This is a genomic window from Halobacterium sp. MBLA0001 (assembly GCF_049705385.1).
In the GTDB taxonomy this organism is placed as follows: Archaea; Halobacteriota; Halobacteria; order Halobacteriales; family Halobacteriaceae; genus Halobacterium; species Halobacterium salinarum.
The window spans coordinates 1,663,614-1,686,366 of the sequence record NZ_JBNAMQ010000007.1 but is presented as its reverse complement, the minus strand read 5'-3'; the positions used below and the strand labels follow the sequence as shown (position 1 = coordinate 1,686,366).

Genomic DNA, 22,753 nt, shown 5'->3' with positions numbered 1-22,753 from the left:
CATGACGCTACACCCGCCACTAGACGGGTCGTTTATGCGTGGTCGCTGTGGGCTGGGCGTATGCAGCAAGCGACGCTCCGGCTCGCCGGGTCCGGGAGCGCGTACGCCGCCGCCACCGCAAACACCGACGCGCGCATGCAGTTGTGGTGCAACGACCACTGCGACCTCCTGGAGATCAGCGGCGGCGGTGTGGCGCGCGTGCTCGCCGCCGTCGACGCCCGCGTCGGCATCCGCGATCGCGTCACCGAAGGCGACACCACGGTTGCTGTGACCGAGGCGTGCCTGCGCGCGGCGACCGCCGATGGCGTTGAGGACACGCTCGCCGCCCACGGCTGCCTGCTCGTGCCACCGCTGACCTACGATGACGGCCAGAAACACCTCCAGGTGCTCGCGCTTTCGCCGGCGGCGCTCACCGACGTGTACCACGCCCTGCGCGCGGACTACGAGATCACGGTTGCGGACAAACGCGAGGTGAGCGCGCCCGCTAGCGCGGCCCCAGGCACCCAGGCGGCCGATCTGACAGCCCGCCAGGCCGCCGTGCTCCGTGCTGCCGTCGACGCCGGCTACTACGAGCGACCCCGCGAAACCACCACCGCCGCCCTCGCCGACCGGTTCGACATCGCGCGGTCCACGCTCGAAGAACACCTGCGGCGCGCCGAGGGGAAGCTCGCGCGGGCCGCCGTCCGCGACTAACGGCGGGCCCGATACCACAACACTTCTGCGGCCCGCACACCCAGCCCGGTGTGTGCGTCGATTCGCTGGCGTGGTTCTCGGCGGCGTGCTCGCGCAGGCCGCCATTCTCGGAACGTTCGGCCAGCTCAGCCCCCACCACCCGGGCGCGGTGGTGGTGGCGTTCCGCGTGAGCACCACCGGCCTCATCGGCGGCTACGTCGCGGCCGCGCTCGGTACACACCACCCCCTGCGGACCGCGACTGCGGCGGGCGCCAGCGCCGGTGTCGGTGTCGGCGTGGCGTTCTGGTGGACGGTGCTGTACGGCGACACCGTGGGCGTGTTCCACCAACTCCACTACGTGCTCGCGACCGCGCCGATCCCTGGCCGGCTGGTGCGCACCGCACCCCGGGCGGTCGCCGCGGGCGCGGCGCTGCTCGTCGCCGCGGCGTTCACCGCCGGGGGGTACCTGGGTGGCTGGATGGTGGCGACGACGCGGGCGGCACGCCGGGACTGACGCGGCCGCGACCACCACCCGAATCACAACGCCTTAGCGTGCGCGGCGGCGTACGCTGTGAGGGAATGACGCTACTGACCGCCGACACCGTAGTGCAGGACGCGGACCGCGTGCTCCAGGACGGAGCCGTGGTGGTTGTTGACGACCGGATCACGGCGGTCGGCGACCGCGCCGCGCTGGCGGACGCCCACCCCGACCACGAGCGGATCGACGTGGACGTGCTCGCGCCCGGGCTGGTGGGTGCCCACGTACATTCGGTGCAGAGCCTCGGCCGCGGGATCGCTGACGACCAGGAGCTGCTGGACTGGCTGTTCGACCACGTGCTCCCGATGGAGGCGGGGCTGGACGCCGCCGAAATGCGGGCGGCGGCCGACCTGGCGTACCTGGAGTTCGTCGAATCCGGCACCACCGGCGTCGTCGATCACCTCTCGGTCGATCACGCCGGCGAGGCGTTCGGGGCGGCCGCCGACAGCGGCGTGCGCGCGCGCCTCGGGAAGGTGCTCATGGACAAGGACTCCCCGGACGGCCTCCAGGAGGACACCGACGCGGCGCTCGCCGAGACGGAGGCGCTCATCCGCGAGTGGGACGGCGCTTGTGACGGGCGCATCCAGTACGCGATCACCCCGCGGTTTGCGGTCTCGTGTACGGAAGCATGTCTGCGTGGCTGCCGCGCGCTCGCGGACGAGTACGGCGTTCGCATCCACACGCACGCAAGCGAAAACCAGGGCGAGATCGAGACCGTCGAAACCGAGACCGGCAAGCGCAACATCCACTGGCTGGACGACGTCGGGTTGACCGGCGAGGACGTGGTGCTTGCACACTGCGTGTGGACCGACGACAGCGAGCGCGCGCTGCTCGCGGAGACGGGCACGCACGTCACGCACTGTCCGTCCTCGAACATGAAACTGGCCTCGGGCGTCGCGCCCGTCGCGGACTACCGCGAGCGCGGGATCAACGTCGCGCTCGGTACCGACGGCCCGCCGTGCAACAACACCCTCGACGGGTTCGCGGAGATGCGCCAGGCCAGCCTCCTGGGGAAAGTCGACGCCCTCGATCCGACCGCGCTGCCCGCCCGCAGCGTCTTCGAGATGGCGACGCACAACGGCGCGAAGGCCGCAGGCTTCGAGAACGTGGGGCGGATCGCGGAGGGATGGACGGCGGACCTCGTGGGCCTCAGCACCGACGCCGCGCGCTCGACGCCGATCCACGACCCGTACTCCCATCTGGTGTACGCCGCCCACGGCGACGACGTGACGCTCACGATGGTTGCTGGCGACGTGCTCTACCGGGACGGCGCCCACGTCCGGATGGACGCCCCCGCGATCCGGGAGCGCGCCCGCGAGTTCGCCGCCGAACTCTGACCCGCCGGCCGCCCGGGCCGACACGCAGCGTTGCGGTATGGCTGCCCGTGGCACACCCGTTCCAAGCCGAGACGTACTTCAACCACGACAGATTTTGCGGGGACATGACCGAGAGTGGTCCGCTGGAGAATATGCTCGCGCAGATGGAGCAGGCGCGCGAGTACGTTGACATCGACGACGGCATCTACGAGCGACTGAAGTCCCCCGAGCGAACGCTGTCCGTCAGTCTCCCGGTGCGCATGGACGACGGCAGCGTGGAAGTGTTCGACGCCTACCGCTGCCAGTTCGACAGCGCACGCGGCCCCTACAAGGGCGGCATCCGCTACCACCCGACCGTCTCCGAGGAAGAGGTGTCCGCGCTGGCCGGCTGGATGACCTGGAAGACCGCGCTCGTCGACCTGCCGTTCGGCGGCGCGAAGGGGGGCATCGTCTGCAACCCCAAGGAGCTCTCGGACAACGAGATCGAGCAGCTCACCCGCCGCTACACCGAGGGCATCCGCCGGATGATCGGCCCGGAGACGGACATCCCCGCGCCCGACATGAACACCGACCCCCGCACGATGGCGTGGGTCATGGACACCTACTCCGTCTACCAGGGGTACGCGGTTCCGGAAGTCGTCACCGGCAAACCCCCGGAGATCGGCGGCACCGACGGCCGCGTGGAGGCCACCGGCCGCGGCGTCTCCATCATCACCGAGGAGACCTTCGAATACTTCGACACCGACATCCAGGACGCCGACGTGGCGATCCAGGGCTTCGGAAACGTCGGCAGCGTCACGGCCGATCTGCTCTCCGAGCGCGGCGCGAACATCGTCGCCGTCTCGGACGTGACCGGCGCGATCCACGACCCAACCGGGCTCGACATCGCCGACGTGCAGGCGTACGCTGACGCCAACGGCGGCCGCCTGGAGGGGTACGACGCCGAACCCATCTCCAACGACGACCTCCTCACGCTGGACGTCGACGCCCTGATCCCCGCCGCGATCGAGGACGTCATCACCGTCGACGTGGCCGAACGCCTCGCGGCCGACGTGATCGTGGAAGCCGCCAACGGCCCGACGACCTTCGACGCCGCCCAAGTCCTCAGCGACCGCGGCGTCCCCGTCGTCCCGGACATCCTCGCGAACGCCGGCGGCGTCATCGTCTCGTACCTCGAATGGGTGCAGAACAGCCAGCAGTACTCCTGGGACGTCGAGGAGGTCAACCGCGACCTCCGACAGCGGCTCACGGGTGCCTTCGACGAGATGCTGGTGGCCTACGAGGACCGCAACATCCCGACGCTGCGCACCGCCGCCTACACCATCGCCTTGGAGCGCAGCGCGGACGCCCACGAGTTCCGCGGGCTGTTCCCGTAACCCAACCCGAGGAGTTAACCCCGCTGCCCTCACAGCCCGGGGCATGAGCCACGAGGCGGTGTTCGTCGACCTCGACAACACCCTCTACCCCTACCAGCCGTGCAACGAGGCGGGCCAACAGGCGGCCTGGGAGACAGCCACCGACCGCGGCTACGACGTCTCGCGGGCGGCGTTCGAATCGCTGTACTCCCGGGCGCGCGCCGCGGTCAAACGCGAGGTTTCCGAAACCGCAAGCGCCCACGACCGCGGCCTCTACTTCAAGCGCGCGATCGAACTGCAGGCGGGCACCCCCAACGCGGCCGACGCGCTGGCGCTGGCCGACGCCTACTGGGACGCCTACATCGACGCGCTGTCGCTTTTCGACGGCGTTCGGGAGACACTAGATCGTCTTCGGGACGCCGGCCTGGACGTGGCTGTGGTGACGAACCTGACGACGCGCGTGCAGCTGCGGAAGCTCGCGGCCACGGGGCTGGCCGACCGCGTCGACTGCGTGCTCACCAGCCAGGAAGTCGGTCGCGAGAAACCCGCGAGCGTGATGTTCACCGTGCCGCTGGCACGCCTCGGTGTCGCACCCGCGGACGCAGTGATGGTCGGCGACTCGGTGGCGTCGGACGTCGTGGGCGCGAACGGCGTCGGGCTGACGAGCGTGCTGTGCAACAACGACCGCACGGGGCTGACCGGCCGCGAATCGCCCGACCACAGGATTGAATCGTTCCGGGACGTAACGGACGTGGTACTGTAACCATGCTCGCCCGTGAACGCGTCGACGTGGTGGACTACGCACCGGCACTGAGTGACCTCACGCCCGGCCGCACCGGGAACCTGAGCGTTCGCGACGGCGACCGGTTCGCCGCGACGCCGACCGGCGTCCCCTACGACGGCTTCGACGCCAGCGACGTGCCCGTGGTCACCCTCGACGGTGACGTGGTCGCCGGCGAGATGACGCCCACCAGCGAGGTCCCGATGCACACGGGCATCTACCAGCGCCTTGACGCGGGCGCGATCGTGCACACGCACTCGCCGTGGGCGTCCACACTGGCGGTGCTGGGCGACGAACTCCCCCCGATCCACTACATGATCACGGCGGTCGGGCGGCGCGTCCCGGTCGCGGAGTACGCGCCCTACGGCTCCGACGATCTGGCCGAACTCGTCGTCACGGAGATGGCCGACGCGGACAGCGACGCCTGCATCCTCGCCCACCACGGTCTCGTCGTCGTCGGTGACGATCTGGCCGACGCCGTCGAGAACACCATCCACGTCGAGGAGCTGTGCAAGGTGTATCTGCGGGCGCGCCGCCACGGCGACCCGGACACGCTCACCGACGACCAACTGGCCGCCGTCGAGCGCCGGTTCCAGTCCTACGGGCAGGGCGGCGACTGAGCCACCGTCCGCGGCTCACAGCGCCCGGTTCGCGAAATGCGTGAGCGTCAGCATCGCGACCACGAGCATCCCGAAGCCGGCAACCGCGAACCACGCCGACGCGATCCGCGGGGACGCAGTCACGTCGGGCGCGCCCACCCACACGGCCCCGCCCGTGGTCGCCGTCACCAGCCCGTAGACGTACGCCCGGATGCATTCGTAGCCCACTCCCACCACGTCCATGTCTCGCTGTCGTGTTCGACTGGCTATATTTGTTCGGGTGTTTCTCACGCCCGCTCACACAGTGTGTTGTGGTGAACGCCCGCACACGAGCCCGAAACTCGAAGTACTATAACAGCGGCGCGGTGACCATAGAGACATGACTGACGTGGATGTCGCCGTGGTTGGTGGTGGGCCAGCGGGGTCGACCGCTGCGTACGCGGCCGCCGACGCAGGCGCTGACGCCGTCGTCTACGAGAAGGGCGTGCCCCGAAGTGACCGCGACCGCCTCGGCCCCGACTCGACGGACGCAGCCGGCTTCCTGGATTACTGGCTGGACGTCGCCGGCCTCGATGTCGCGGACATCCCCGACGACGTGATCGAACACGACCTGGCCGACGCCGAGTTCATCGGACCCACCGAGCGCGTGACCGTCGACCGGACCGGCATCGACAACGACTACGACGCCTTCGGGTTCACCTTCCATCGCGCCCGCTTCGACGACTGGCTCCGGGATCGCGCCGAGGCCGCCGGCGCGCGCTACGAGGCCGGCACCACGGTGAAGACGGTGGACTCACACATCGACGGTGACGGCCACGAGCACACCCTCCACCTCGGTGGTGGGGAGACGGTCACCACCGAGTATCTCGTGCTCGCCGACGGCCCCCAGCGTCAGATCACCATGCGCGTCCTCGACCCCCTGTTGCCCGCGGACACGCAGGCCAGCACGGTGCTCAGCCCGCCGGACGCCAACCACATCGCGTACCAGGAGTACCGCCAGTTCCCGGACGACGTCTTCGACGACGCCTCCCTGAAGTTCTGGTGGGGATGGATGCCCGGCGAGACCGCCTACCCCTGGGTGTTCCCGAACCAGGGCAACGTCGCCCGGGTCGGACTGACGATGCCCATCGGCCTGGACATCGCCGACTTCGACCCCGACGACTGGCGGCTGCTGCGCGCGGACGACGACAAGATCCCGTCCGGCAGCGAGTACATCCACCGCTTCCTCACCGAGGTGTACGGCGACGAGTACGACATCGACACGGCGTTCCCGATCGTCGACGACCACGGCAAAGCCGGCGGCACGGAAACCTACCCGATCTCGTCGACGCAACCCATCGAATCACCGGTCGAGGCGGGCATCGCCGTCACCGGCGGCGCGATGGGCGCGACCTCGGCGTTCCACGAGGGCGGCGACCACGTCGCCCACCGGACGGGCCTGCTTGCCGGGCGGCTGGCGGCCACGGAGAGCCTCGAGGAGTACAACGACGCCTGGCACGACGCCATCGGCGACGAGGTGAAACGCAACGTCGCAATGGCGAACATCGTCGGGTCGTTCGGCCCCGACGACTGGGACGACACGATCCGCATCACGCGATCGATGCTGGACGCCACCGACACCGGCAGCGTCATCTCCAAGTCCAGTGCGCGCTCGGCCGCCGGCGGGCTCAAGCTCTACGGCAAATACCGGAAAGCGAAGTTCGGGCTGCGCAACGGCCGCTACGTGAGTCTGCACGCGTCGGATTACTCGCTGTAACGGCGTGATGTCGCAGCGCTGACCACCCGCTCGCTGGTTCCGTAACTGGTTCCCTGTCGGGACCCAAACCCCCAGCGTATGCTATCCGAAGGTACCACCGCACCCGACTTCTCGCTTGCCAACCAGGACGACGAGACGGTGTCGCTCTCGTCGTTCGCGGGCCAACACGTCGTTGTCTACTTCTACCCACGCGCCGACACGCCGGGCTGCACGAGCGAAGCCTGCGAGTTCCGCGACAACTGGGGGCGCTACGACGACGCCGGCGTGCCCGTCGTCGGCATCAGCGACGACCCCGTCTCGGAGCTCGCGGCGTTCAAGGACAAGTACAACCTGCCGTTCGATCTGTTGAGTGACGCCGGCGGCGAGGTGGCGACCGCCTACGAGTCCTACGACGAACAGGAGATCACGGGCGAACTGATGGACGTGACGCTTCGCAACACGTACGTCATCGGTCCCGACGGCACGATCACCGCCGCCTTCGAGGGCGTCGACCCCGAGGGGCACGCCGACGAGGTGCTGGCCGCCATCGAGGACGCCGCGTAGTCGACACCGTTTTCTTCCATGTGCCCGACACCCAGGCTGTGAGCCGAGACCACGACAAACTGGTGCGCGACGAGGTGCCTGACGCCATCCGCGAGGACGGAGAGACGCCAGTCACGCACCGCGCGTCGGGCGAGGAATACCGCGACCGCCTCGCGGACAAACTCCTCGAAGAGGCCACGGAGTTCGCCGAGAGCCGCGCCATCGCCGAGATCGGCGACGTGCTGGACGTCGTCGACGCGATCTGTGCCGCCCGCGACATCGACCGCGACTATCTCGAGGACATGCGCGCCGCGAAAAGCGACGAGCACGGCGGCTTCGTCGAGGGGATCGTCCTGGACGGCGTCGAACCGACCCCCGAGCACAAACACGCCGACTGGGAGGAGCCCGAGTAACGCCGCGCTTACCATCCTCGGGGTGTATCCGTGTCCATGGACTGGACCGAAGTCACCCGCCAGACCGGCCGCGAGTGGGAGCGCGCCGACGGCAACGCCATCGTTCGCGCACGCCGGACCGCCGGCGGCGACTGGGCGGTGACGTACGAGCGCCTGACCCAAGCCCCCGAGGGCTCGACGTACGAACGCACCACAGCCCCAACCGAGGACGACGCCCTCGCGGTGGCCGCCGAGTTCCGCGACTGACCGGAACCCAGCGCCCGCTACGGGCACCCACGTTCCCACGCACCGATAATTAGCTTCCACGTACATGTTCTGGGCGAGGATTGCCAGGGGTACCGGGCGGCACCCGCCCACCCCACAGTAGACATGTCTCACACACAGCCCACCACCACCTCGGACGTACTGCACCGGTTCTGGCGGCGCTACGAGTCGTTCATCTGGTGGACGATGGACGCAGTCGGCGTCGCCAGCTCCGTCCGTGCGAAGATCCTGTTGGCGGTCACGATCCAGTTCGCGGTGTCGCTTGCGCAGGTCGTCGTGCCGGTGTACTTCTCGGGGCCGGCACGCATCACGGCGGTCGGCGTGCTCGTCGTGGGCGCGACCCTGGCGCTCGTCAACACCGTGCTGGTCGTCGAACGGGACATCGTCGACCCCGTGACCGGGCTGCAGGCCGCGGCCACGCACATCGCGGAGGGCGATCTCGCGGCCGGTAACCTGCCCCGCGCCGACGGCCAACAGGACGAGATCGGCGCGCTCGTCGACGACTTCGCGGCGATGCACAGCCACCTCCGGGTGGTCGCCGCGCAGGCCGAAGCGCTCGCCGACCACGACTTCGACGCGGCCGTCCTCGAAACCTCGCTTCCCGGGCGGTTCGGCGCGTCGTTGCGCCGGATGACGGCGAGCCTGGATCGGTACATCGACCGCATCACGGCCGACCGGGAGCGCTCCACGCTCCTGAACTACCTCGTCAGCCACGACGTTCCCAACGTGGTGAACGTGCTCAGCGGCCGCCTGCAGTTGGCGCGCCGCCAGACTGACTCCCAGGCCGTCCGCGACCACCTCGACGTCGCGGACCGGCAGGTCTCGAAGATCGAGGAGGTCTGTGACGTCGTCGGGAAGCTCACGCGCGACGACGGCGCGGCGGCGATCGACGTCGTCACGCTGCTCGACAGTGAGGTGGCGCGGGTCACGGAGTCGTACCCGGACGCGCAGGTCAGCGCCGACCTCCCGTCACCGCCGTGCCGGGTTCGGGGCAACGAGCTGTTGAACTCCGTGTTCCGGAACCTCATCACCAACGCCGTCGAGCACAACGACGCCCCGACGCCTCGGGTCGCAGTCTCGGTCGCGGTCGGGGCCGAATCGGTGACGGTGCGGGTCGCGGACAACGGCCCCGGCCTGGACGTCTCGGACAGCGAGTCGTTCTTCCAGCACCGGCCGGTCGGAACGGGGTTGAACATCGTGCACACGGCCGTGCGGACGTTCGGCGGGACGGTGACCGTCGCCGACAGCGACCTCGGTGGCACCGCCTTCGAGGTGGCGCTGCCGCGGGACGCCGAGTCGCCGTCACGCACCGTCCGGCGGCCGGTCGATCCGCCCACCGTGAGCGACTGACCACACGCCGGGTCAGTCCATCATCTCGCGGGCGATCACGTTCTTCTGGATCTCCGTGGTGCCCTCGTAGAGCTGCGTGATCTTGGCGTCCCGGTAGAACCGCTCCACGTCGAAGTCGTTGACGTAGCCCGCACCGCCGTGGATCTGGACCGCCTCGTCGGCGACCTCCACGGCGATCCGGGACGCGAACGATTTCGCCATCGACGCCAGCGCTGTGAGTTGGTCGTCGCGGTGGTCGACGCTCCACGCGGACTTCCGCGTGAGCGTGCGCGCGGCCTCCGTTTTCGTCTGCATCTCCGCGAGCTTGTGCTGGATGGCTTGGAAGTCGGCGACGGGCTGGCCGAACTGCTCGCGCTCTTGGGCGTACGCGAGCGCGCGTTCGGTGGCACCGCGCGCGATGCCCACGCCCTGTGCGGCGACGGTGGTGCGGGTTTCGTCGAAGAACTGCATCAGTTGGAGGAACCCGCCCCCGCGCGTGCCGATGAGGTTCTCCTCGGGAACGCGCACGGCGTCGAGCACGAGTTCGGCGGTGTCGGACGCCCGGATGCCGAGTTTGCCCGTGATCTTCTCGGCGGTGAACCCGTCGCGGTCGCTTTCGACGACGATCTGACTGAACCCCTCGTAGCGCCCGCTGGCGTCGGGATCGGTCCGGCACAGGACGACGAAATAGTCGCCCACGGAGCCGTTCGTGATCCACATCTTGTTGCCGTCGATGATCCACTCGTCGCCGTCTTTCTCGGCGGTTGCGGAGACGCTTGCCACGTCCGAGCCGGTGTCGGGCTCGGAGATCGCCGACCCCATGATGGCGTCGCCGGCGGTGACGGGTTCGAGGAACCGCCGCTTCTGGTCGTCGGTCCCGAACGCCGTGATCGCTTCGGCACCGAACCCGGCGCTGGCGACGCACAGCCCGATGCCGGGGTCGGCGGCGAACAGCTCCTCGACGATGATGGCGACCTCCACCGGTGAGTAGCCGGCACCGCCGTACGCCATGGGGATGCCCGGCCCCAGGAGGCCGGCGTCGGCGGCCTTGTCCATGACCTCGTGGGGGAACGATTCGGCCGTGTCGTGTTCGGTGGCGACGGGCCTGATCTCGTTGTCTGCGAACCGCTGCACTTCGGCTTTGATCGCGCGTTGTTCGTCGCTGAGTTCGAAGTCCATGTGGTATCATCCAACATACATCATGAAAAATACTTGTAAACGCTCGGCATCACTTCCGCGGTTGCCGTCCCGTCACGAACCCAACTGAAACTGCATTCCGGAAACCACCATAAGCAGCGCCGACGTACGACACACTGTATGTCCGAATACGAACTCCCACCGCTGCCGTACGACTACGACGCGCTCGAACCACACATCAGCGAGCAGGTGCTCACGTGGCATCACGACACCCACCATCAGGGCTACGTGAACGGCTGGAACGACGCCGAGGAGACGCTGGCGGAGAACCGTGAGACCGGCGACCACGCCTCGACAGCCGGCGCGCTCGGGGACGTCACGCACAACGGCTCGGGGCACATCCTCCACACGCTGTTCTGGCAGTCCATGAGCCCGGCGGGCGGCGACGAGCCGTCCGGGGCGCTCGCCGACCGCATCGCGGCGGACTTCGGCTCCTACGAGAACTGGCGGGCCGAGTTCGAGGCCGCCGCCAGCGCGGCCAGCGGCTGGGCGCTGCTCGTCTACGACTCCCACAGCAACACGCTCCGGAACGTGGCCGTGGACAACCACGACGAGGGCGCGCTCTGGGGCAGCCACCCCATCCTCGCCCTCGACGTCTGGGAGCACTCCTACTACTACGACTACGGTCCCGACCGCGGCAGCTTCGTCGACGCCTTCTTCGAGGTCGTCGACTGGGACGAGCCCACCGAGCGCTTCGAGCAGGCGGCCGAGCGCTTCGAGTAACGCCCCGCCCGCGGGGACACCCTGAAACGCCACGCTTTTTCGCCGTGTAGCGTTCCGATAGCTTCTATACACAGCCCAGCCAACACCGGTGTGTGGTCACGTCTCCCGTGGTCGACGACCTCCGATACCAGCTCGTCGCGGAGGGCTGGATGACCGCCCACGCCCGCGTGAACCCCACGACGGTGATGGTGCGGGCGCTGCGCGGCGACGGCCAACACCCGCTGCGGCTGCTCGTGTTGGTCGGCGACGACAGCACCGCCACCGTCACGGAGCGACACGTGGCGTATCTGGTTGCCGGCGCTGGAGACACGGACGCCGACGCCACGCTGCTGACGGCGCTCGGTCGGATCACCGACGGCGCACACCGCGCCGCCGAGGCCAACGGCGTGGCTGTCGTTGCTCCGGCGACGATCCGAAACGACGACGTCGACACCACGATCCACGACATCCTGGTGGCGACCGCCGACGACGCCGGCAAGCGGTCCGTGCCCGCAGCCGCGGCCACTGACGACTCTGCGGTGGCCGTCCGTGACGCCACAGACACGTAACGTCGTGCCGCGGCGGGCGGTTACTCGTGGGTGTTCGGGTTGTGCGGACTGGGGTCCAGTGCGCGCCGCACGAACGGCATCAGCAACCCGATCCCGAGCGCGAACCCGGCGCCGAGCACGCCGAGGTTGCCCCAGTCGATGCCGCCGCTTGCTGCCCCGCCGACGTCGGCGTCCCCGACGACGACCGCCCCTTTCATCCCCATCGCACGATGGGGGCTGCAGAAGTACGTGTACACGCCCGCCGTCTCGAACGTGTGGCTGTCGGTGTACCCCTCGTTGTTGATCTCCTCGACGCCGCCCCAGTCGGCGCTGTCGGGCTGGCTCTCGACGGCGACGTTGTGCGTGTTCGACACCCACTCGAAGGTCACCGTCGTGCCCGGGTCGACCCGCACGGCCGCCGGCCCGAACCCGTACGCGCCGCCGTTCGCGTCGACGCCGACGTCCACGGTGACCTCGCTGCTGCCGGTTTCGTCGCGGACGCCGTCGTAGTTGCTCACGTCGCCCAGCCAGTCGTCGATGCTGGCGCTCTGTGCTGCCCCACCGGCGGCGAACCCGCCGATCCCGGCCGCGGCCGCGCCGGCCCCAGCCGACCCCTGCAACACGCGCCGTCTCGTAACCGCTGAATCGCTGTCAGTCATCCTCACCTAGGCATCGTACCCTGCGAAGTCCATCAACTTCCCGAAGATGTCCGAGTCCATGGCGTCCTTGTAGACGATCCCCGAGAGCATGCCACCGGGGTAGAACGTGCCGTTCATCACGTGGTTGACCTTGTGGCAGTGCATCAGGTAGATGCCGGGGTCGGCGTCGGCCTGGAACTCGATGGTGTGGCGCTCGGCGGGAGCCATGTCGGTGATGTCCATGGTGTGTTGGGCGGCCGCCGGGATCTGCCCGCCGTCCTTCTCGACCATGCGGAAGCGGTGGTTGTGGATGTGCAGCGGGTGGTTCATGTACCCGCCGTTGACCAGGTGGAGCCGGACCGTATCGCCCTGCTCGACGATGACCGGTGAGCCGTCCTCGGGGTGGAGGGTTCGCGGCGCGGACTTGCCGTTGACGGTGAACACGTCGGGGTTGCGGGTGCGCGGGCTGTAGTCGACGTCCTCGCCGGCCATGCTGCGGTTCAGCCGCGAGTCCCAGTCTTTGACCGTCATGAAGTACTCCTTGTCGGCGGGCTCGTACCCCTTGGGGTCGATGCGGAAGATGCCGTACATCCCCATGTCGATGTGGCGCTGGGTCTGGTAGTGGCAGTGGTAGAGGTGCGTTCCCGGGACGTTGGCGGGAATGGTGTAGGTGTGTTTCTCCCCGGGGCCGACCCGGATGCCGGTGGTCGTCGGGACGCCGTCGTCCTCCCAGGCGGTCTGTGACCCGTGGAAATGCAGCGTGTGTGGGCGCTTGCCGTCCGTGTTGTCGAGCGTCACCTCGATGTCCTGGCCTTCCTCGGTGCGCACGATGGGGCCGGGCACGCTCGGGTCGCCGTCTTCGGTGGCGAACGCCCACACCCGGGGGAGCTTCACCGGGCCGCCCATCGAGTCCAAGGGGTGGACGTCGTGGACCGCCGGCACGCTTTTCAGCGTCACCTGGTTGCCCTGCTCGGTGGCGTCGACGACCTCCGGCGGGCTCGTGGTCGGGAGTCCGGATTGTTTGGCCGCAGTGGTCGTGTCCGTCACCGACTCCCCACCGTCGGGAGCGGTGCAGCCGGCGATGGCAGCGGTCCCGACGCCAGCGGTCGCCGCCACGAAGTCACGCCGCGAGATGCCGAGGCCGGGAGCGCCGATCTGATCGGTCATACACGCCGTGCTATGGCCCCGCCACTTAATCGCAGCCCGCTGGTTCCACAGGTCAGGGAATCGTTCCTACGGTCTGGGAAGGATTCAGGCGCTGACACGACTGGTTTGGTGTCACCGAAACGATCGGACGGTCAGTCGTCGGCGGTCGCCTGGCGGTCGGGCAGTGGCCCGTCGTACCCGTCGGGCACGTGTGGACACAGCGGATCGCTGGCCATCGGCTCCCCGGTTGTCGCGTACGCCCGCGACCGACTCCCTCCACAGACGGTGCGGAACGAACACGCTCCACACTTCCCCGTGAGCGCCTCGGTGTCGCGCAGCCGCTGGAACAGCTCGCTGTTCCGGTAGCTGTCCACCACCGAGCGCTCACGGACGTTTCCGGCCGACGACGGCAGGAACCCGGACGGATACACGGCCCCAGTGTGGGAGACGAACGCGAACCCGTCGCCCGCCGTGACGCCGGCCCGGCGCTGTGGCGCACTGTCACCCCCGCGCTGTGCGCGCACCCGCCGGTACATCGGTGCTTCCGTGGTCTTCACGCCGAACGCCTCGCTGCGCGCGACCCCGTCAAGCCACGCCATCACCTCCTCGGCGCGCGCCGGCGACACCGGATCGAGCGCACGCCCCCGACCGACGGGCACCAGGAAGAACACGCTCCACAACGCCACCCCCAACTCCGCGACGAGGTCGCGGATCGCCGGCAACGCTTCGACTGTGTCCGCACACACCGTCGTGTTCACTTGCAGGGGCACCCCAAGCTCCCGGATCGCGCGGGCCGCCCGCAGCGTCCGCTCGAAGCTCCCGGCCTCCCCGCGGAACTCGTCGTGGGTCGTCGGCGTCGCGCCGTCGATGCTCACGGCGAACTGCGCCACGCCCGCGTCGGCCAGTGCCTCGATCGCCGTGGGCGTCAGCGACGCCGTCCCGCTGGGCGTCACGGTCATGCGAAGCCCGCAGTCCGTGCCGTGCTCGACGAGTTCGACCGTGTCAGGCCTGGCAAGCGGGTCCCCGCCGGACAACACGACCAACTGCCCGTCGCCGAACGCCGCGGCGTCGGTCAGTAGCTGTTTGCCCTCGGCGGTCGACAGCTCCGAGGGGTGTCGCTGTGGGCGTGCGCTCGCGCGACAGTGATCGCAGGCGAGCGCGCAGGCTTGTGTGACTTCCCAAACGAGTACGACTGGCCGTTCGCTGGTGTCAACTGGCGTCATGGATCCAACCGGGGCCACACGCAGCACGCGGGAGCGACCCCACTTCGACCTCGGCCGTTCCAGGGTTTGTATCGGGGCGGGTGTTCCCAGCCGCCGGGAACCGACGCGACGCCCATTTGGGGCGCGCAGCTAGATGGGCGTAATGACAGCCGACCGAACGCGGGTGACCGACGAACCGCGGAGCGCCACCGGCCGCGAATGGGAGGTGTTCGTTCGGGCGGACGCCGACGCCCCGCTCAAACACGTGGGAAGCGTGACCGCGGGCACTGCGGACACCGCACACGAGCACGCATCGTCGCTGTTCGACTGGGTCGCGCGATCCATCTGGGTGTGTCCGGCCGACGAAACCCAGCGCTACACGACCGGCGGCGTCGATGGGGGGCGATCAGCGTGATCTCCGTCAGCAAGCTGCTCTGTGATCTGGACGCCGAAAGCGACGGGCTGCGGTACGACGCTGCCGCGGAGTCCTCCGAGGAACAGATCACCGAGGACAAACAGCAGCGGCCGGTCGTCGTCTGGAACCTCACCAAGCAGTGCAACCTCTACTGCTCGCACTGCTACGCCGCCGCGGACACCGAGACAGCGCCGGGGGAACTCTCCACGGCCGAGGGCAAAGCGCTGTTGGACGACCTCGCTGACTTCGGCATCCCCGTCGTCCTGTTCTCCGGGGGCGAGCCGATGGTCCGCGACGACCTCGAAGAACTCATCGCGTACGCCGACGACAACGGCATTCGGCCCGTGCTCTCGACGAACGGCACGCTCATCACCGCGGAGCGGGCGGCGGCGATGAAAGACGCCGGCCTGAAATACGCCGGCATCTCCGTGGACGGCCTCCCCGAGCGCAACGACGAGTTCCGCGGCGAGGAGGGCGCGTTCGACGCCGCGGTTCGGGGCATCGAGAACAGCCTCGACGCCGGCCTGAAAACCGGGCTGCGCTACACGATCACCGAGGCCAACGCGCCCGACCTCCCGGAGGTCGTCGACCTCCTGCACGACGTGGGCCTGGACCGGTTCTGTTTCTACCATCTCGACTACGGCGGCCGCGGCGCGGACATCTCGAACCTGGATCTGTCCCCGGCGGACACCCGGACGGCGGTCCGGACGGTGTGTGACCTCACGCGCGAATACCACGCCCAGGGCAAGGAGATCGAGACGCTGCTGGTCGGGAACTACGCCGACGCGGGGTTCCTCGTGGAGTACGCCCGCGAGGAGCTCGGCGACCAGCAGGCCGACCACATCTACCGCTACCTCGAAGCCAACGGCGGCGACCCGACCGGCGAACGCATCGCCGACGTGGACTACCAGGGCAACGTCCACATGACGCAGTTCTGGCAGGGGTACAGCCTCGGGAACGTCCGCGATCGGTCGTTCGGCGACATCTGGAGCGACGACACCAACCCCCTGCTGGCCGGGTTGCGCGACCGCGACGACCGACTCACGGGGCGGTGTGCGTCCTGCCAGTACCGGTCGATCTGTCGGGGCGGCTCGCGGCTGCGCGCGCTCTCCGCCGGCGGCCCCTTCGACCCCGACCCGAAATGCTATCTCACCGAAGCCGAGCGCGAGCCGGAGCGCACCGGCGACGCCTCGGCGGACTGACCGCGGCGGCCGCCCACCGGTGTCGCTGCGGTGCTACCCGTTGCCGTCGGTGGTCGGGGGCGTCCAGTGGCCGCCGGCGCGTCCGCTCATTGAATCCGGCGTGAGTTCGTACCACTGCACGGACAGCTCGGCGGCGGCCTCCTCGAAGACGTTCATGCTGACCGTGTCGGCGTGCTCGGCGAACGCCGCCTGCCGTTCGGCGTCGTGCTCGACGGCTGCCATCTCCCCGGTCACCACGACGCTGGCCCAGTCGTCGGGGCTCGCCCGGTCGTAACACACCAGTGACGCACTGTCGGTCTCACTGAGCCGCGTGGCCTTCTCGCTGTCCGGACCGAACAGACACTGGAAGACGAGGCGCGGGCCGTCAGTGACGCCAAACGACATCGGCACCGACAGCGGTGGGGCACCCGCCAGCGAGAGCACGCCGTCCCCAGCCCGCCGGAGGTACGCCACCACCTGCGTGGTCGTCATTCTGACACCCGCGTCCGCGGGCGGCTGGTCGTCGGGCGCATCTGAGCTCATTGCGTGTGGTACTCACGGACCCCGGCACTCTTGAAGCGTGGGCGTCGTTCCAGCGTGCTGGGACGGCCACCCGGGGTTACACGCTGACCGCCGACGCCCCGGTCACCGACTCGGGAACCGAAACCCAGTACGTCGTTGAGGCGCCGTACTGGGTGGTGATGACGAGCTCCGCCCGTTCGCCCGCGTACAGCCCGTGGTTGTCGTTGCTGGTGCCCGAGAAGCTATCCTGGTTCTCCTCGACCGCGGTGGCGTTGATGACGATCTCGATGCGGTCCTCGGCGTCGGCAAGCACTGTGGCCGAGTTGCCGGTCGTCTTGCGGGTCGTGAACCGGCTGCTGTTGGCGGTCCCATCGGTCCACGACAGCGTGGTGGCCTGCCGCGGCCCGACCCAATCGACGGTCACGTCAGAGACGTTCACGTTGCCCGAGCCAGCCGACTGGCCCACGACGATCTCGATGTCCGACACTGTCCCGTCGGTGAATGGGTCGTCGGTAGCGTTGGTTATCGTCCCGAACGCCCCCGTGACCGACACGCCGTTGGTGACCTGTCCGACCGCCTCCTCGCCGGTGGCGTCACCGCGAGACTGCAACATGCCGCCGATGTCGACCAGCGTGCTTGCAGCCATCGCAGCCACCAGGATCATCGCCATGAACACCACCAGGGTTCCGATCCCGACTTGTCCGCGACGCATCGACTCCATGTACTAGCGTTTGAGGTGTAACGGAATAAACCTGGGTCGATTCTTACTCGGTGCGAGCGCCGAACTGCTCGCGGACCTTCGAGACCTTCGGCGCGACGTTCACCGTGCAGTACGCCGCGTCCGGGTTCTTCTCGAAGTAGTTCTGGTGTTTCTCCGCGGCGGGATAGAAGGTTTCCAGGGGCTCGATCTCGGTGACGATCGAGCCGTCGAAGGCGTCCGCGGCGGCGAGCTCATCGACGAACGCCGTGGCGCGCTCGTGTTGCTGGTCGTCGTGGGGGAGCACGATCGACCGATACTGGCTGCCAACGTCGGGCCCCTCGCGGTCCACCGTGGTCGGATCGTGGACCGTGAAAAAGACCTCCAGGACGTCCTCGTACGCGAGCTCCGCGGTGTCGTACTCCACCTGCACGACTTCCGCGTGGCCGGTCGTCCCCGAACACACGTCTCGATAGGACGGGTCGGCGGTGTCCCCGCCAGCGTACCCCGAGGTCACGTCCGTCACCCCGGCGAGTTCCTCCATCGCCGCTTCCGTGCACCAAAAGCATCCGCCGCCGAGTGTCGCCGTCTCAGTGCCCATGGCTGTGCTGTTGGCCTGTACGCGGTTAACACCAGCGGGGGCGGCGGATGTCGCCGCCCCACGCCGCCGGGCAGTCGGCTGCGGCACGGCTTTGGGGCTCCGGCCGCGACCCACACGCATGTCGGATCTCGACGACACCGACCGCCGCATCCTCGCGTTGCTCGCGGCGGACGCGCGACGACCGTACAGCGACATCGCGGACGCGGTCGGGCTGTCCGCGCCAGCCGTCTCCGACCGGATCACGAAGCTCCAGGACGCCGGTGTGTTGCGGCGGTTCACGATCGACCTCGACCGCAGCCGGCTTCGGGACGGCACCCACGTGCTCGTGTCGTTCGCCGTTCACCCCGGCCGCCAGGACGACGTGCGGGCGGCGGTCGCCGCCGCGGACGCCGTCGAACACGTCTTCGTCACCGCAGCCGGCGATGTCACGTGTTCGGCGCGGCTGCCGGTCGCGGACGTCTCGGACTGGGTGGCAGACACCGTCGATTTCGAGGCCATCACTGACTACGAGGTGACCGCGCTCGCGGCGGCGAGCTGGGAGCCCACCGCCGGCAGCGCGGACCTCGCGTTGGCCTGCGACGAGTGTGGAAACACCGTCACCAGCGAGGGCACGACCGCCACCATCGACGGGGACCGCCACCACTTCTGTTGTCAGTCCTGCGAGCGCCAGTTCCGCCAGCGATACGAGCGCCTGGACGCCGACGCCTGATGCAGCGCCACCGCTTCGTCACGCTGTCGCTGCTCGCGTTCGGGCTGGTGCTCGTGGGGTTCGTCACGCTGGGGTTCAGCCGCATCGTGTTGCCGTACCACGTCGCGCGGCTGCTGGCCGCGCCCGCGATCCTCGGGGCGGCCGCGCTCATCTGCTGGCTCGCCGTGCAGGCCGCGCTCATCGTGGCCGGCGTGCGCACCCTGGAGCCAGACAGCGAGCCCCGCGACTGATCCGGGCGGCGCGCTACCGTGGCGTCGCCACGACCGCCAAGTGGTCCTCGTGGAACGGCTCCATGCGCGCGGTCGCACGCACCTCGTACCCGTCACGGAGTCTCCCGAGGAGGTCCTCGAAGACAGCCGCCGGGTCGGCGGTCACGTCCTCGCTGCGGGCCTTCAGGGCCGCCACGAGTCGCCCATCGTCGGCGAGGAACTGCCGGTTCGACAGCGCCACATCCGCCTGCCCGCGGGTCGCCACGTCCTGCACGATGGCGTCCACGCCCGATTCGACCACGTGGGCGTACGTCTCGGGCGCTCGTGCGTCCTTCAACAGCGGGAACAGCCGCTCCCGGGAGTCGGCCACCGCCAGCAGATCCGTGACTGGCCGGGGCGCGAACTCCACGGCGTACGTCGGCCCCGCGAAATCCGCCACGTGGCTCACTGTGGTGCCGTTCGCCGCCCCCAAATACAGCACTGCGTCCCCACCCGACAGCCCGGTGTCGAGGCCGAGCTCGAACGTCGCGCCGAGCTTCGACCGGTGGGCGTCCCAGCGCCGCCACCCGTCGACGACCGGCTCGCCGTACGCGGGCTCGCCCCGAGTCGCCAGCACGCCGTCCTCGTCGCCGAACGACCGCCGCTGGACGCCTGCGGGGAGGCTCATTCGGTCTCACGAGCGCGAATGCGCTCCATGCGGGCGTCCAGTTCGGCTTCGAGATCCGGCCGGCGGTCCCCCGAGTAGTGGTCGACGCGCGCGGCGATGGTGAGCTTCCCGGCGAGCGCTCGGGCCGCCGACCCCCGCTGGTCGGGGTGGGTGCCGCGGACGTACTCGTGGGTGTAGATGACGCCGTGTTTCGGGGAGGGCGCGTGCCCCCGGAGGTGCGCGAACAGGGCGTCCTCGGCACCCAGCACCTGTACCGTGCCGGACGGCAGCTTCGCCAGGTCGTCGAGGCCGCCCGCGAGCGCGATGAGCCGCGCCGCCAGCACCGGCCCGGCCAGCATCGAGAGGTTCGGCGCGACTGTCGGGGCGTGGGTCTCGACGAACCCCTGCGCGCGGTCGCGCTCGTCGGCGAGATCAGTCGCGCGCTCGCACAGCGCGATCGCGCGCTCCTCGGTGGGACTGTTCGCGCTCCGGCCGGCGACGTCGCGCGCGCCAGCGATCCCGTCGTCGACGCCGTCGAACAGCGTGCGCGCCCACTCGACGGCGCGCTCGGCGACCTCGTTGGCGGCGTCCGAGAGGTCGGCGATCGTCCGCACCGCGTGGACGAGTTGCTGGTCGTCGGCGCGCTCGCGCTCCCTGACGGCCGCCCGCGTGGCGGCTCGGGTCGCGTCCCGCAAGCGGTCGTAATACTCGTCGGCGTCGTCCACAACGCCGTCTTCGACGGCGGCCGCCGGCCAGTTCTCGGGGGCGTCCGCGTGGCCGTTCCGAACGGCGTCGGCGGCCGCGTCGGCGTCCCGAACAGCCGTGTCCGCGAACCATCCGTGCGTGGTCATGGCGCGAGGTTCCGGCTGCGTGCGGTTAAACGTACGCTCACCAGCCACAACTGATCAACTCGACTACGTGTTTCGGCGGTGTTAAGCCCGCCACCATCATACGTGGTATCACGGATCATGAACAGCGATCGCGCGCACACCACCACCAGCGATCCGCAGCCGGTGTCTCTCGTCTGCGACCGCGACGGCACGATCCGCAACTGGAACGCCGCCGTGGCCGCCGCCGCACCCGGCGACCACCCCACTGACGGCACGCACCTCGCGGACGTGCTGTCCATCGACGACCCGCAGTCGCTGATCGAAGCCGCCCAAACGCACGGCACAGCGACCGCCGAGGGCGGGTTCGCGCACGCACCCACGACCCAGTACGACTTCCACGCCAGCCGCCTCGTCGACGGCACGATCACCATCCACGGCACCGCCACAACGCCCCCGGACATCCGCCAGGCCTCCTGGGTCGACCGCGTCACCGACGCCTTCGTCGCCGTCGACAACGACGCCCGGATCACGTACGTCAACGCCGAGGCCGAGTCGCTGCTCTCGGCGGCAGAGTCGGCCACGCCCGACACACTGTTGGGCTGCTCCCTCTGGGAGGTGCTCCCCGCCTCCGTCGGCCCGCGCTTCCGGGACGCCTACCGAACGGCGGTCGACAGCCAGGACGCCGTCTCGTTCACCGGTCACTACGACCCTGCCGACGCCGTCATCGAAGCCCGACTGTTCCCCTCCTCGTCGGGCGTGTCGGTCTACCTCCAGGACATCACGGAACGCCACACCCACCTCGAAACGATCGAGAAACGCGAACGCGTCCTTCGGCGCCTCTACGAGGAGACCGCGGAGACCAACCGCCAGCCGGCCGCCCGCGCCGACACCATGCTGGCCATCGGCTGTGACTTCCTCGGGGTGGCCTACGGCACGCTCTCGGAGGTCTCGGACGATACCTACGAGTTCAAGCACGTGCGCGCGCCGCCTCACGCCGACGTGAGCGAGGGCACAGTCGTGCCGCTCTCGGAGACGTGTTGCGAGCGCGTCGTCACCACCGAGCAGACCGTCGTCTTCTCCGACGTCGAGGACGCCACCACCCCGCCGGAGTTCGTTGTGCCCGGCCCCCCGGAGGGCGTGTCTGTCGGCTCGTACATCGGCGCGCCGCTGTTCGCCGACGGCGACCTGTACGGGACGCTTTGCTTCTACGATCCGGAGCCACAGCCCGAACCGTTCAGCGACTGGGCGGTGACGATCGTGGATCTGATGGCGCAGTGGCTGACCGCCGAGCTCACCGACCGCCACATCCGAACCCAGCTTGAGGAGCGCAACGAACGCCTGGAGGACTTCGCGTCGATCGTCTCCCACGACATCCGCAACCCGCTGAACGTGGCCAGTGGCTCCCTCGAACTCGCCGCCGACTCCGGCGCGCCCGAGCACTTCGACCGGTGTCGCCGCGCCATCGAACGCATGAACGCGCTCGTCGACGACCTGCTGGTGTTGGCCCGCACCGGCTGCTCGGCGGCCGAACGGGAGCCGGTCGACCTGGCCGCGGTCGCCGACGACGCCTGGAGCACCGTCGACACCGACGCCGCCACACTGACCGTCACCGCCACCACCCGGGTGTCGGCCGACCGCAGCCGCCTCCAGGAACTCCTCGCGAACCTCTTCCGGAACGCCGTCGAGCACGGCAGCCAGCTCGCCGCCGACGAACCGGTGACGGTGACCGTCGGCGACGCCCCGGGCGGTTTCTACGTCGCCGACGACGGCCGGGGGATCCCCGAGTCGGACCGTGACACGGTCTTCGACCACGGGTTCACGACGAGCGCGGACGGCACCGGGTTCGGCCTGAGCATCGTCCGCGATGTCGCCGACGCCCACGACTGGACCGTCTCGGTCACCACAAGCGACGACGGCGGTGCGCGGCTCACGATCACCGGCACCGACGCGCCCACCCACGAGTGA

The 22,753-nt window shown here is 69.3% G+C and carries 28 protein-coding genes; 18 read left to right on the top strand and 10 right to left on the bottom strand.

Annotated features, from left to right (window positions below; translation table 11 throughout):
• The first annotated feature begins 60 nt into the window (after positions 1–60).
• From ACOZ32_RS10095 to ACOZ32_RS10070, 6 genes are all read left to right on the top strand, one after another.
• The gene (locus ACOZ32_RS10095) at positions 61–693 is read left to right on the top strand and encodes a helix-turn-helix domain-containing protein (protein WP_136361425.1); all 633 of its coding nucleotides are present in this window, start codon (positions 61–63) and stop codon (positions 691–693) included.
• A 52-nt stretch (positions 694–745) separates the two neighbouring features.
• A complete protein-coding gene (locus tag ACOZ32_RS10090; protein WP_012289291.1) occupies positions 746–1,186 on the top strand; it encodes a hypothetical protein in 441 nt (146 codons plus the stop codon).
• 65 nt (positions 1,187–1,251) lie between these two features.
• A complete protein-coding gene (locus ACOZ32_RS10085) occupies positions 1,252–2,547 on the top strand; it encodes a 5'-deoxyadenosine deaminase (protein WP_010902871.1) in 1,296 nt (431 codons plus the stop codon).
• A gap of 104 nt (positions 2,548–2,651) precedes the next feature.
• Positions 2,652–3,902, top strand: a complete 1,251-nt coding sequence (gene gdhA2, locus ACOZ32_RS10080) for a glutamate dehydrogenase GdhA2 (protein ID WP_010902870.1) — start codon at positions 2,652–2,654, stop codon at positions 3,900–3,902.
• Between the two features lie 43 nt (positions 3,903–3,945).
• Positions 3,946–4,644, top strand: coding sequence for an HAD family hydrolase (locus ACOZ32_RS10075; protein ID WP_010902869.1), 699 nt, complete (start codon positions 3,946–3,948; stop codon positions 4,642–4,644).
• 2 nt (positions 4,645–4,646) lie between these two features.
• Positions 4,647–5,282, top strand: a complete 636-nt coding sequence (locus ACOZ32_RS10070) for a class II aldolase/adducin family protein (RefSeq protein WP_010902868.1) — start codon at positions 4,647–4,649, stop codon at positions 5,280–5,282.
• A 15-nt stretch (positions 5,283–5,297) separates the two neighbouring features.
• On the opposite strand, the gene ACOZ32_RS10065 is transcribed toward ACOZ32_RS10070, so the two are convergent.
• Positions 5,298–5,504, bottom strand: a complete 207-nt coding sequence (locus tag ACOZ32_RS10065; RefSeq protein WP_010902867.1) for a hypothetical protein — start codon at positions 5,502–5,504, stop codon at positions 5,298–5,300.
• 136 nt (positions 5,505–5,640) lie between these two features.
• Here ACOZ32_RS10065 and ACOZ32_RS10060 point away from each other — a divergent pair, with 136 nt between their 5' ends.
• From ACOZ32_RS10060 to ACOZ32_RS10040, 5 genes are all read left to right on the top strand, one after another.
• Complete coding sequence (locus tag ACOZ32_RS10060) at positions 5,641–7,017, top strand: NAD(P)/FAD-dependent oxidoreductase (RefSeq protein WP_205251803.1); 1,377 nt, start codon at positions 5,641–5,643, stop codon at positions 7,015–7,017.
• A 78-nt stretch (positions 7,018–7,095) separates the two neighbouring features.
• Positions 7,096–7,560: a peroxiredoxin gene (locus ACOZ32_RS10055; RefSeq protein WP_010902865.1), complete on the top strand. Its 465-nt coding sequence runs from the start codon at positions 7,096–7,098 to the stop codon at positions 7,558–7,560.
• Positions 7,561–7,598: 38 nt separating this feature from the next.
• Positions 7,599–7,952 carry a nucleoside triphosphate pyrophosphohydrolase gene (locus tag ACOZ32_RS10050; protein WP_136361422.1) on the top strand — a complete coding sequence of 118 codons (354 nt, stop codon included), beginning with the start codon at positions 7,599–7,601 and terminating at the stop codon, positions 7,950–7,952.
• A gap of 36 nt (positions 7,953–7,988) precedes the next feature.
• On the top strand, positions 7,989–8,198 hold the full coding sequence (locus ACOZ32_RS10045; protein WP_010902863.1) for a DUF7543 family protein: 210 nt from the start codon (positions 7,989–7,991) through the stop codon (positions 8,196–8,198).
• Positions 8,199–8,321: 123 nt separating this feature from the next.
• Positions 8,322–9,566 carry a sensor histidine kinase gene (locus ACOZ32_RS10040; RefSeq protein ID WP_338416906.1) on the top strand — a complete coding sequence of 415 codons (1,245 nt, stop codon included), beginning with the start codon at positions 8,322–8,324 and terminating at the stop codon, positions 9,564–9,566.
• Positions 9,567–9,578: 12 nt separating this feature from the next.
• Here ACOZ32_RS10040 and ACOZ32_RS10035 read toward each other — a convergent pair whose 3' ends face one another.
• Positions 9,579–10,724 (bottom strand): acyl-CoA dehydrogenase family protein, encoded by a 1,146-nt coding sequence (locus tag ACOZ32_RS10035; RefSeq protein WP_010902861.1) that lies wholly within the window; start codon positions 10,722–10,724, stop codon positions 9,579–9,581.
• Positions 10,725–10,862: 138 nt separating this feature from the next.
• Between ACOZ32_RS10035 and sod the strand changes: the two genes are divergently transcribed.
• Positions 10,863–11,465 (top strand): superoxide dismutase, encoded by a 603-nt coding sequence (gene sod, locus ACOZ32_RS10030; protein WP_010902860.1) that lies wholly within the window; start codon positions 10,863–10,865, stop codon positions 11,463–11,465.
• 92 nt (positions 11,466–11,557) lie between these two features.
• A complete protein-coding gene (locus tag ACOZ32_RS10025; protein WP_229373424.1) occupies positions 11,558–12,013 on the top strand; it encodes a hypothetical protein in 456 nt (151 codons plus the stop codon).
• 20 nt (positions 12,014–12,033) lie between these two features.
• Here the strand turns inward: ACOZ32_RS10025 and ACOZ32_RS10020 are convergent, their stop codons facing one another.
• From ACOZ32_RS10020 to ACOZ32_RS10010, 3 genes are all read right to left on the bottom strand, one after another.
• Positions 12,034–12,651, bottom strand: a complete 618-nt coding sequence (locus ACOZ32_RS10020; RefSeq protein ID WP_010902858.1) for a halocyanin domain-containing protein — start codon at positions 12,649–12,651, stop codon at positions 12,034–12,036.
• 6 nt (positions 12,652–12,657) lie between these two features.
• Positions 12,658–13,797 (bottom strand): multicopper oxidase domain-containing protein, encoded by a 1,140-nt coding sequence (locus ACOZ32_RS10015; protein WP_136361417.1) that lies wholly within the window; start codon positions 13,795–13,797, stop codon positions 12,658–12,660.
• A gap of 131 nt (positions 13,798–13,928) precedes the next feature.
• The gene (locus tag ACOZ32_RS10010; RefSeq protein ID WP_424335187.1) at positions 13,929–14,999 is read right to left on the bottom strand and encodes a radical SAM protein; all 1,071 of its coding nucleotides are present in this window, start codon (positions 14,997–14,999) and stop codon (positions 13,929–13,931) included.
• A 142-nt stretch (positions 15,000–15,141) separates the two neighbouring features.
• Here ACOZ32_RS10010 and ACOZ32_RS10005 point away from each other — a divergent pair, with 142 nt between their 5' ends.
• On the top strand, positions 15,142–15,393 hold the full coding sequence (locus ACOZ32_RS10005) for an Htur_1727 family rSAM-partnered candidate RiPP (protein ID WP_010902855.1): 252 nt from the start codon (positions 15,142–15,144) through the stop codon (positions 15,391–15,393).
• Positions 15,390–16,595, top strand: a complete 1,206-nt coding sequence (locus ACOZ32_RS10000) for a TIGR04347 family pseudo-SAM/SPASM protein (RefSeq protein WP_010902854.1) — start codon at positions 15,390–15,392, stop codon at positions 16,593–16,595. The genes ACOZ32_RS10005 and ACOZ32_RS10000 overlap by 4 nt, the downstream gene beginning before the upstream one ends.
• A 33-nt stretch (positions 16,596–16,628) precedes the next feature.
• On the opposite strand, the gene ACOZ32_RS09995 is transcribed toward ACOZ32_RS10000, so the two are convergent.
• The 3 genes from ACOZ32_RS09995 to msrA all read right to left on the bottom strand — a co-directional run bounded on the left by ACOZ32_RS09995 (position 16,629) and on the right by msrA (position 18,394).
• Positions 16,629–17,117 carry a pyridoxamine 5'-phosphate oxidase family protein gene (locus ACOZ32_RS09995; RefSeq protein ID WP_136361415.1) on the bottom strand — a complete coding sequence of 163 codons (489 nt, stop codon included), beginning with the start codon at positions 17,115–17,117 and terminating at the stop codon, positions 16,629–16,631.
• 76 nt (positions 17,118–17,193) lie between these two features.
• Positions 17,194–17,817 (bottom strand): archaellin/type IV pilin N-terminal domain-containing protein, encoded by a 624-nt coding sequence (locus ACOZ32_RS09990; protein ID WP_205251797.1) that lies wholly within the window; start codon positions 17,815–17,817, stop codon positions 17,194–17,196.
• A 43-nt stretch (positions 17,818–17,860) separates the two neighbouring features.
• The gene (gene msrA, locus ACOZ32_RS09985; protein WP_010902851.1) at positions 17,861–18,394 is read right to left on the bottom strand and encodes a peptide-methionine (S)-S-oxide reductase MsrA; all 534 of its coding nucleotides are present in this window, start codon (positions 18,392–18,394) and stop codon (positions 17,861–17,863) included.
• Between the two features lie 118 nt (positions 18,395–18,512).
• On the opposite strand from msrA, the gene ACOZ32_RS09980 reads away from it, so the two are divergent.
• Positions 18,513–19,103 carry an AsnC family transcriptional regulator gene (locus ACOZ32_RS09980; RefSeq protein ID WP_136361412.1) on the top strand — a complete coding sequence of 197 codons (591 nt, stop codon included), beginning with the start codon at positions 18,513–18,515 and terminating at the stop codon, positions 19,101–19,103.
• The gene (locus ACOZ32_RS09975; RefSeq protein ID WP_010902849.1) at positions 19,103–19,333 is read left to right on the top strand and encodes a hypothetical protein; all 231 of its coding nucleotides are present in this window, start codon (positions 19,103–19,105) and stop codon (positions 19,331–19,333) included. The genes ACOZ32_RS09980 and ACOZ32_RS09975 overlap by 1 nt, the downstream gene beginning before the upstream one ends.
• A 13-nt stretch (positions 19,334–19,346) precedes the next feature.
• Here ACOZ32_RS09975 and ACOZ32_RS09970 read toward each other — a convergent pair whose 3' ends face one another.
• Positions 19,347–19,979, bottom strand: coding sequence for a fibrillarin-like rRNA/tRNA 2'-O-methyltransferase (locus ACOZ32_RS09970; RefSeq protein ID WP_010902848.1), 633 nt, complete (start codon positions 19,977–19,979; stop codon positions 19,347–19,349).
• Positions 19,976–20,809, bottom strand: coding sequence for an NOP5/NOP56 family protein (locus ACOZ32_RS09965; protein ID WP_235262845.1), 834 nt, complete (start codon positions 20,807–20,809; stop codon positions 19,976–19,978). Before ACOZ32_RS09965 ends, ACOZ32_RS09970 begins: the two co-directional genes overlap by 4 nt.
• A gap of 117 nt (positions 20,810–20,926) precedes the next feature.
• On the opposite strand from ACOZ32_RS09965, the gene ACOZ32_RS09960 reads away from it, so the two are divergent.
• Positions 20,927–22,753 carry a GAF domain-containing sensor histidine kinase gene (locus tag ACOZ32_RS09960; protein WP_338756259.1) on the top strand — a complete coding sequence of 609 codons (1,827 nt, stop codon included), beginning with the start codon at positions 20,927–20,929 and terminating at the stop codon, positions 22,751–22,753.

Bases quoted from the DNA above. Each gene is read 5' to 3' on its own strand.
- gdhA2 (WP_010902870.1), top strand. From the start codon at position 2,652: ATGACCGAGAGTGGTCCGCTGGAGAATATGCTCGCGCAGATGGAGCAG.
- ACOZ32_RS10055 (WP_010902865.1), top strand. From the start codon at position 7,096: ATGCTATCCGAAGGTACCACCGCACCCGACTTCTCGCTTGCCAACCAG.
- ACOZ32_RS09960 (WP_338756259.1), top strand. From the start codon at position 20,927: ATGAACAGCGATCGCGCGCACACCACCACCAGCGATCCGCAGCCGGTG.
- ACOZ32_RS10015 (WP_136361417.1), bottom strand. From the start codon at position 13,797: ATGACCGATCAGATCGGCGCTCCCGGCCTCGGCATCTCGCGGCGTGAC.
- ACOZ32_RS10070 (WP_010902868.1), top strand. From the start codon at position 4,647: ATGCTCGCCCGTGAACGCGTCGACGTGGTGGACTACGCACCGGCACTG.
- ACOZ32_RS09975 (WP_010902849.1), top strand. From the start codon at position 19,103: ATGCAGCGCCACCGCTTCGTCACGCTGTCGCTGCTCGCGTTCGGGCTG.
- ACOZ32_RS10040 (WP_338416906.1), top strand. From the start codon at position 8,322: ATGTCTCACACACAGCCCACCACCACCTCGGACGTACTGCACCGGTTC.
- ACOZ32_RS09995 (WP_136361415.1), bottom strand. From the start codon at position 17,117: ATGAGCTCAGATGCGCCCGACGACCAGCCGCCCGCGGACGCGGGTGTC.
- sod (WP_010902860.1), top strand. From the start codon at position 10,863: ATGTCCGAATACGAACTCCCACCGCTGCCGTACGACTACGACGCGCTC.
- ACOZ32_RS10075 (WP_010902869.1), top strand. From the start codon at position 3,946: ATGAGCCACGAGGCGGTGTTCGTCGACCTCGACAACACCCTCTACCCC.
- ACOZ32_RS10060 (WP_205251803.1), top strand. From the start codon at position 5,641: ATGACTGACGTGGATGTCGCCGTGGTTGGTGGTGGGCCAGCGGGGTCG.
- ACOZ32_RS09965 (WP_235262845.1), bottom strand. From the start codon at position 20,809: ATGACCACGCACGGATGGTTCGCGGACACGGCTGTTCGGGACGCCGAC.
- ACOZ32_RS10085 (WP_010902871.1), top strand. From the start codon at position 1,252: ATGACGCTACTGACCGCCGACACCGTAGTGCAGGACGCGGACCGCGTG.
- ACOZ32_RS10035 (WP_010902861.1), bottom strand. From the start codon at position 10,724: ATGGACTTCGAACTCAGCGACGAACAACGCGCGATCAAAGCCGAAGTG.
- ACOZ32_RS10020 (WP_010902858.1), bottom strand. From the start codon at position 12,651: ATGACTGACAGCGATTCAGCGGTTACGAGACGGCGCGTGTTGCAGGGG.
- msrA (WP_010902851.1), bottom strand. From the start codon at position 18,394: ATGGGCACTGAGACGGCGACACTCGGCGGCGGATGCTTTTGGTGCACG.
- ACOZ32_RS09980 (WP_136361412.1), top strand. From the start codon at position 18,513: ATGTCGGATCTCGACGACACCGACCGCCGCATCCTCGCGTTGCTCGCG.
- ACOZ32_RS10005 (WP_010902855.1), top strand. From the start codon at position 15,142: ATGACAGCCGACCGAACGCGGGTGACCGACGAACCGCGGAGCGCCACC.
- ACOZ32_RS10065 (WP_010902867.1), bottom strand. From the start codon at position 5,504: ATGGACGTGGTGGGAGTGGGCTACGAATGCATCCGGGCGTACGTCTAC.
- ACOZ32_RS09970 (WP_010902848.1), bottom strand. From the start codon at position 19,979: ATGAGCCTCCCCGCAGGCGTCCAGCGGCGGTCGTTCGGCGACGAGGAC.
- ACOZ32_RS10045 (WP_010902863.1), top strand. From the start codon at position 7,989: ATGGACTGGACCGAAGTCACCCGCCAGACCGGCCGCGAGTGGGAGCGC.
- ACOZ32_RS10010 (WP_424335187.1), bottom strand. From the start codon at position 14,999: ATGACGCCAGTTGACACCAGCGAACGGCCAGTCGTACTCGTTTGGGAA.
- ACOZ32_RS09990 (WP_205251797.1), bottom strand. From the start codon at position 17,817: ATGGAGTCGATGCGTCGCGGACAAGTCGGGATCGGAACCCTGGTGGTG.
- ACOZ32_RS10095 (WP_136361425.1), top strand. From the start codon at position 61: ATGCAGCAAGCGACGCTCCGGCTCGCCGGGTCCGGGAGCGCGTACGCC.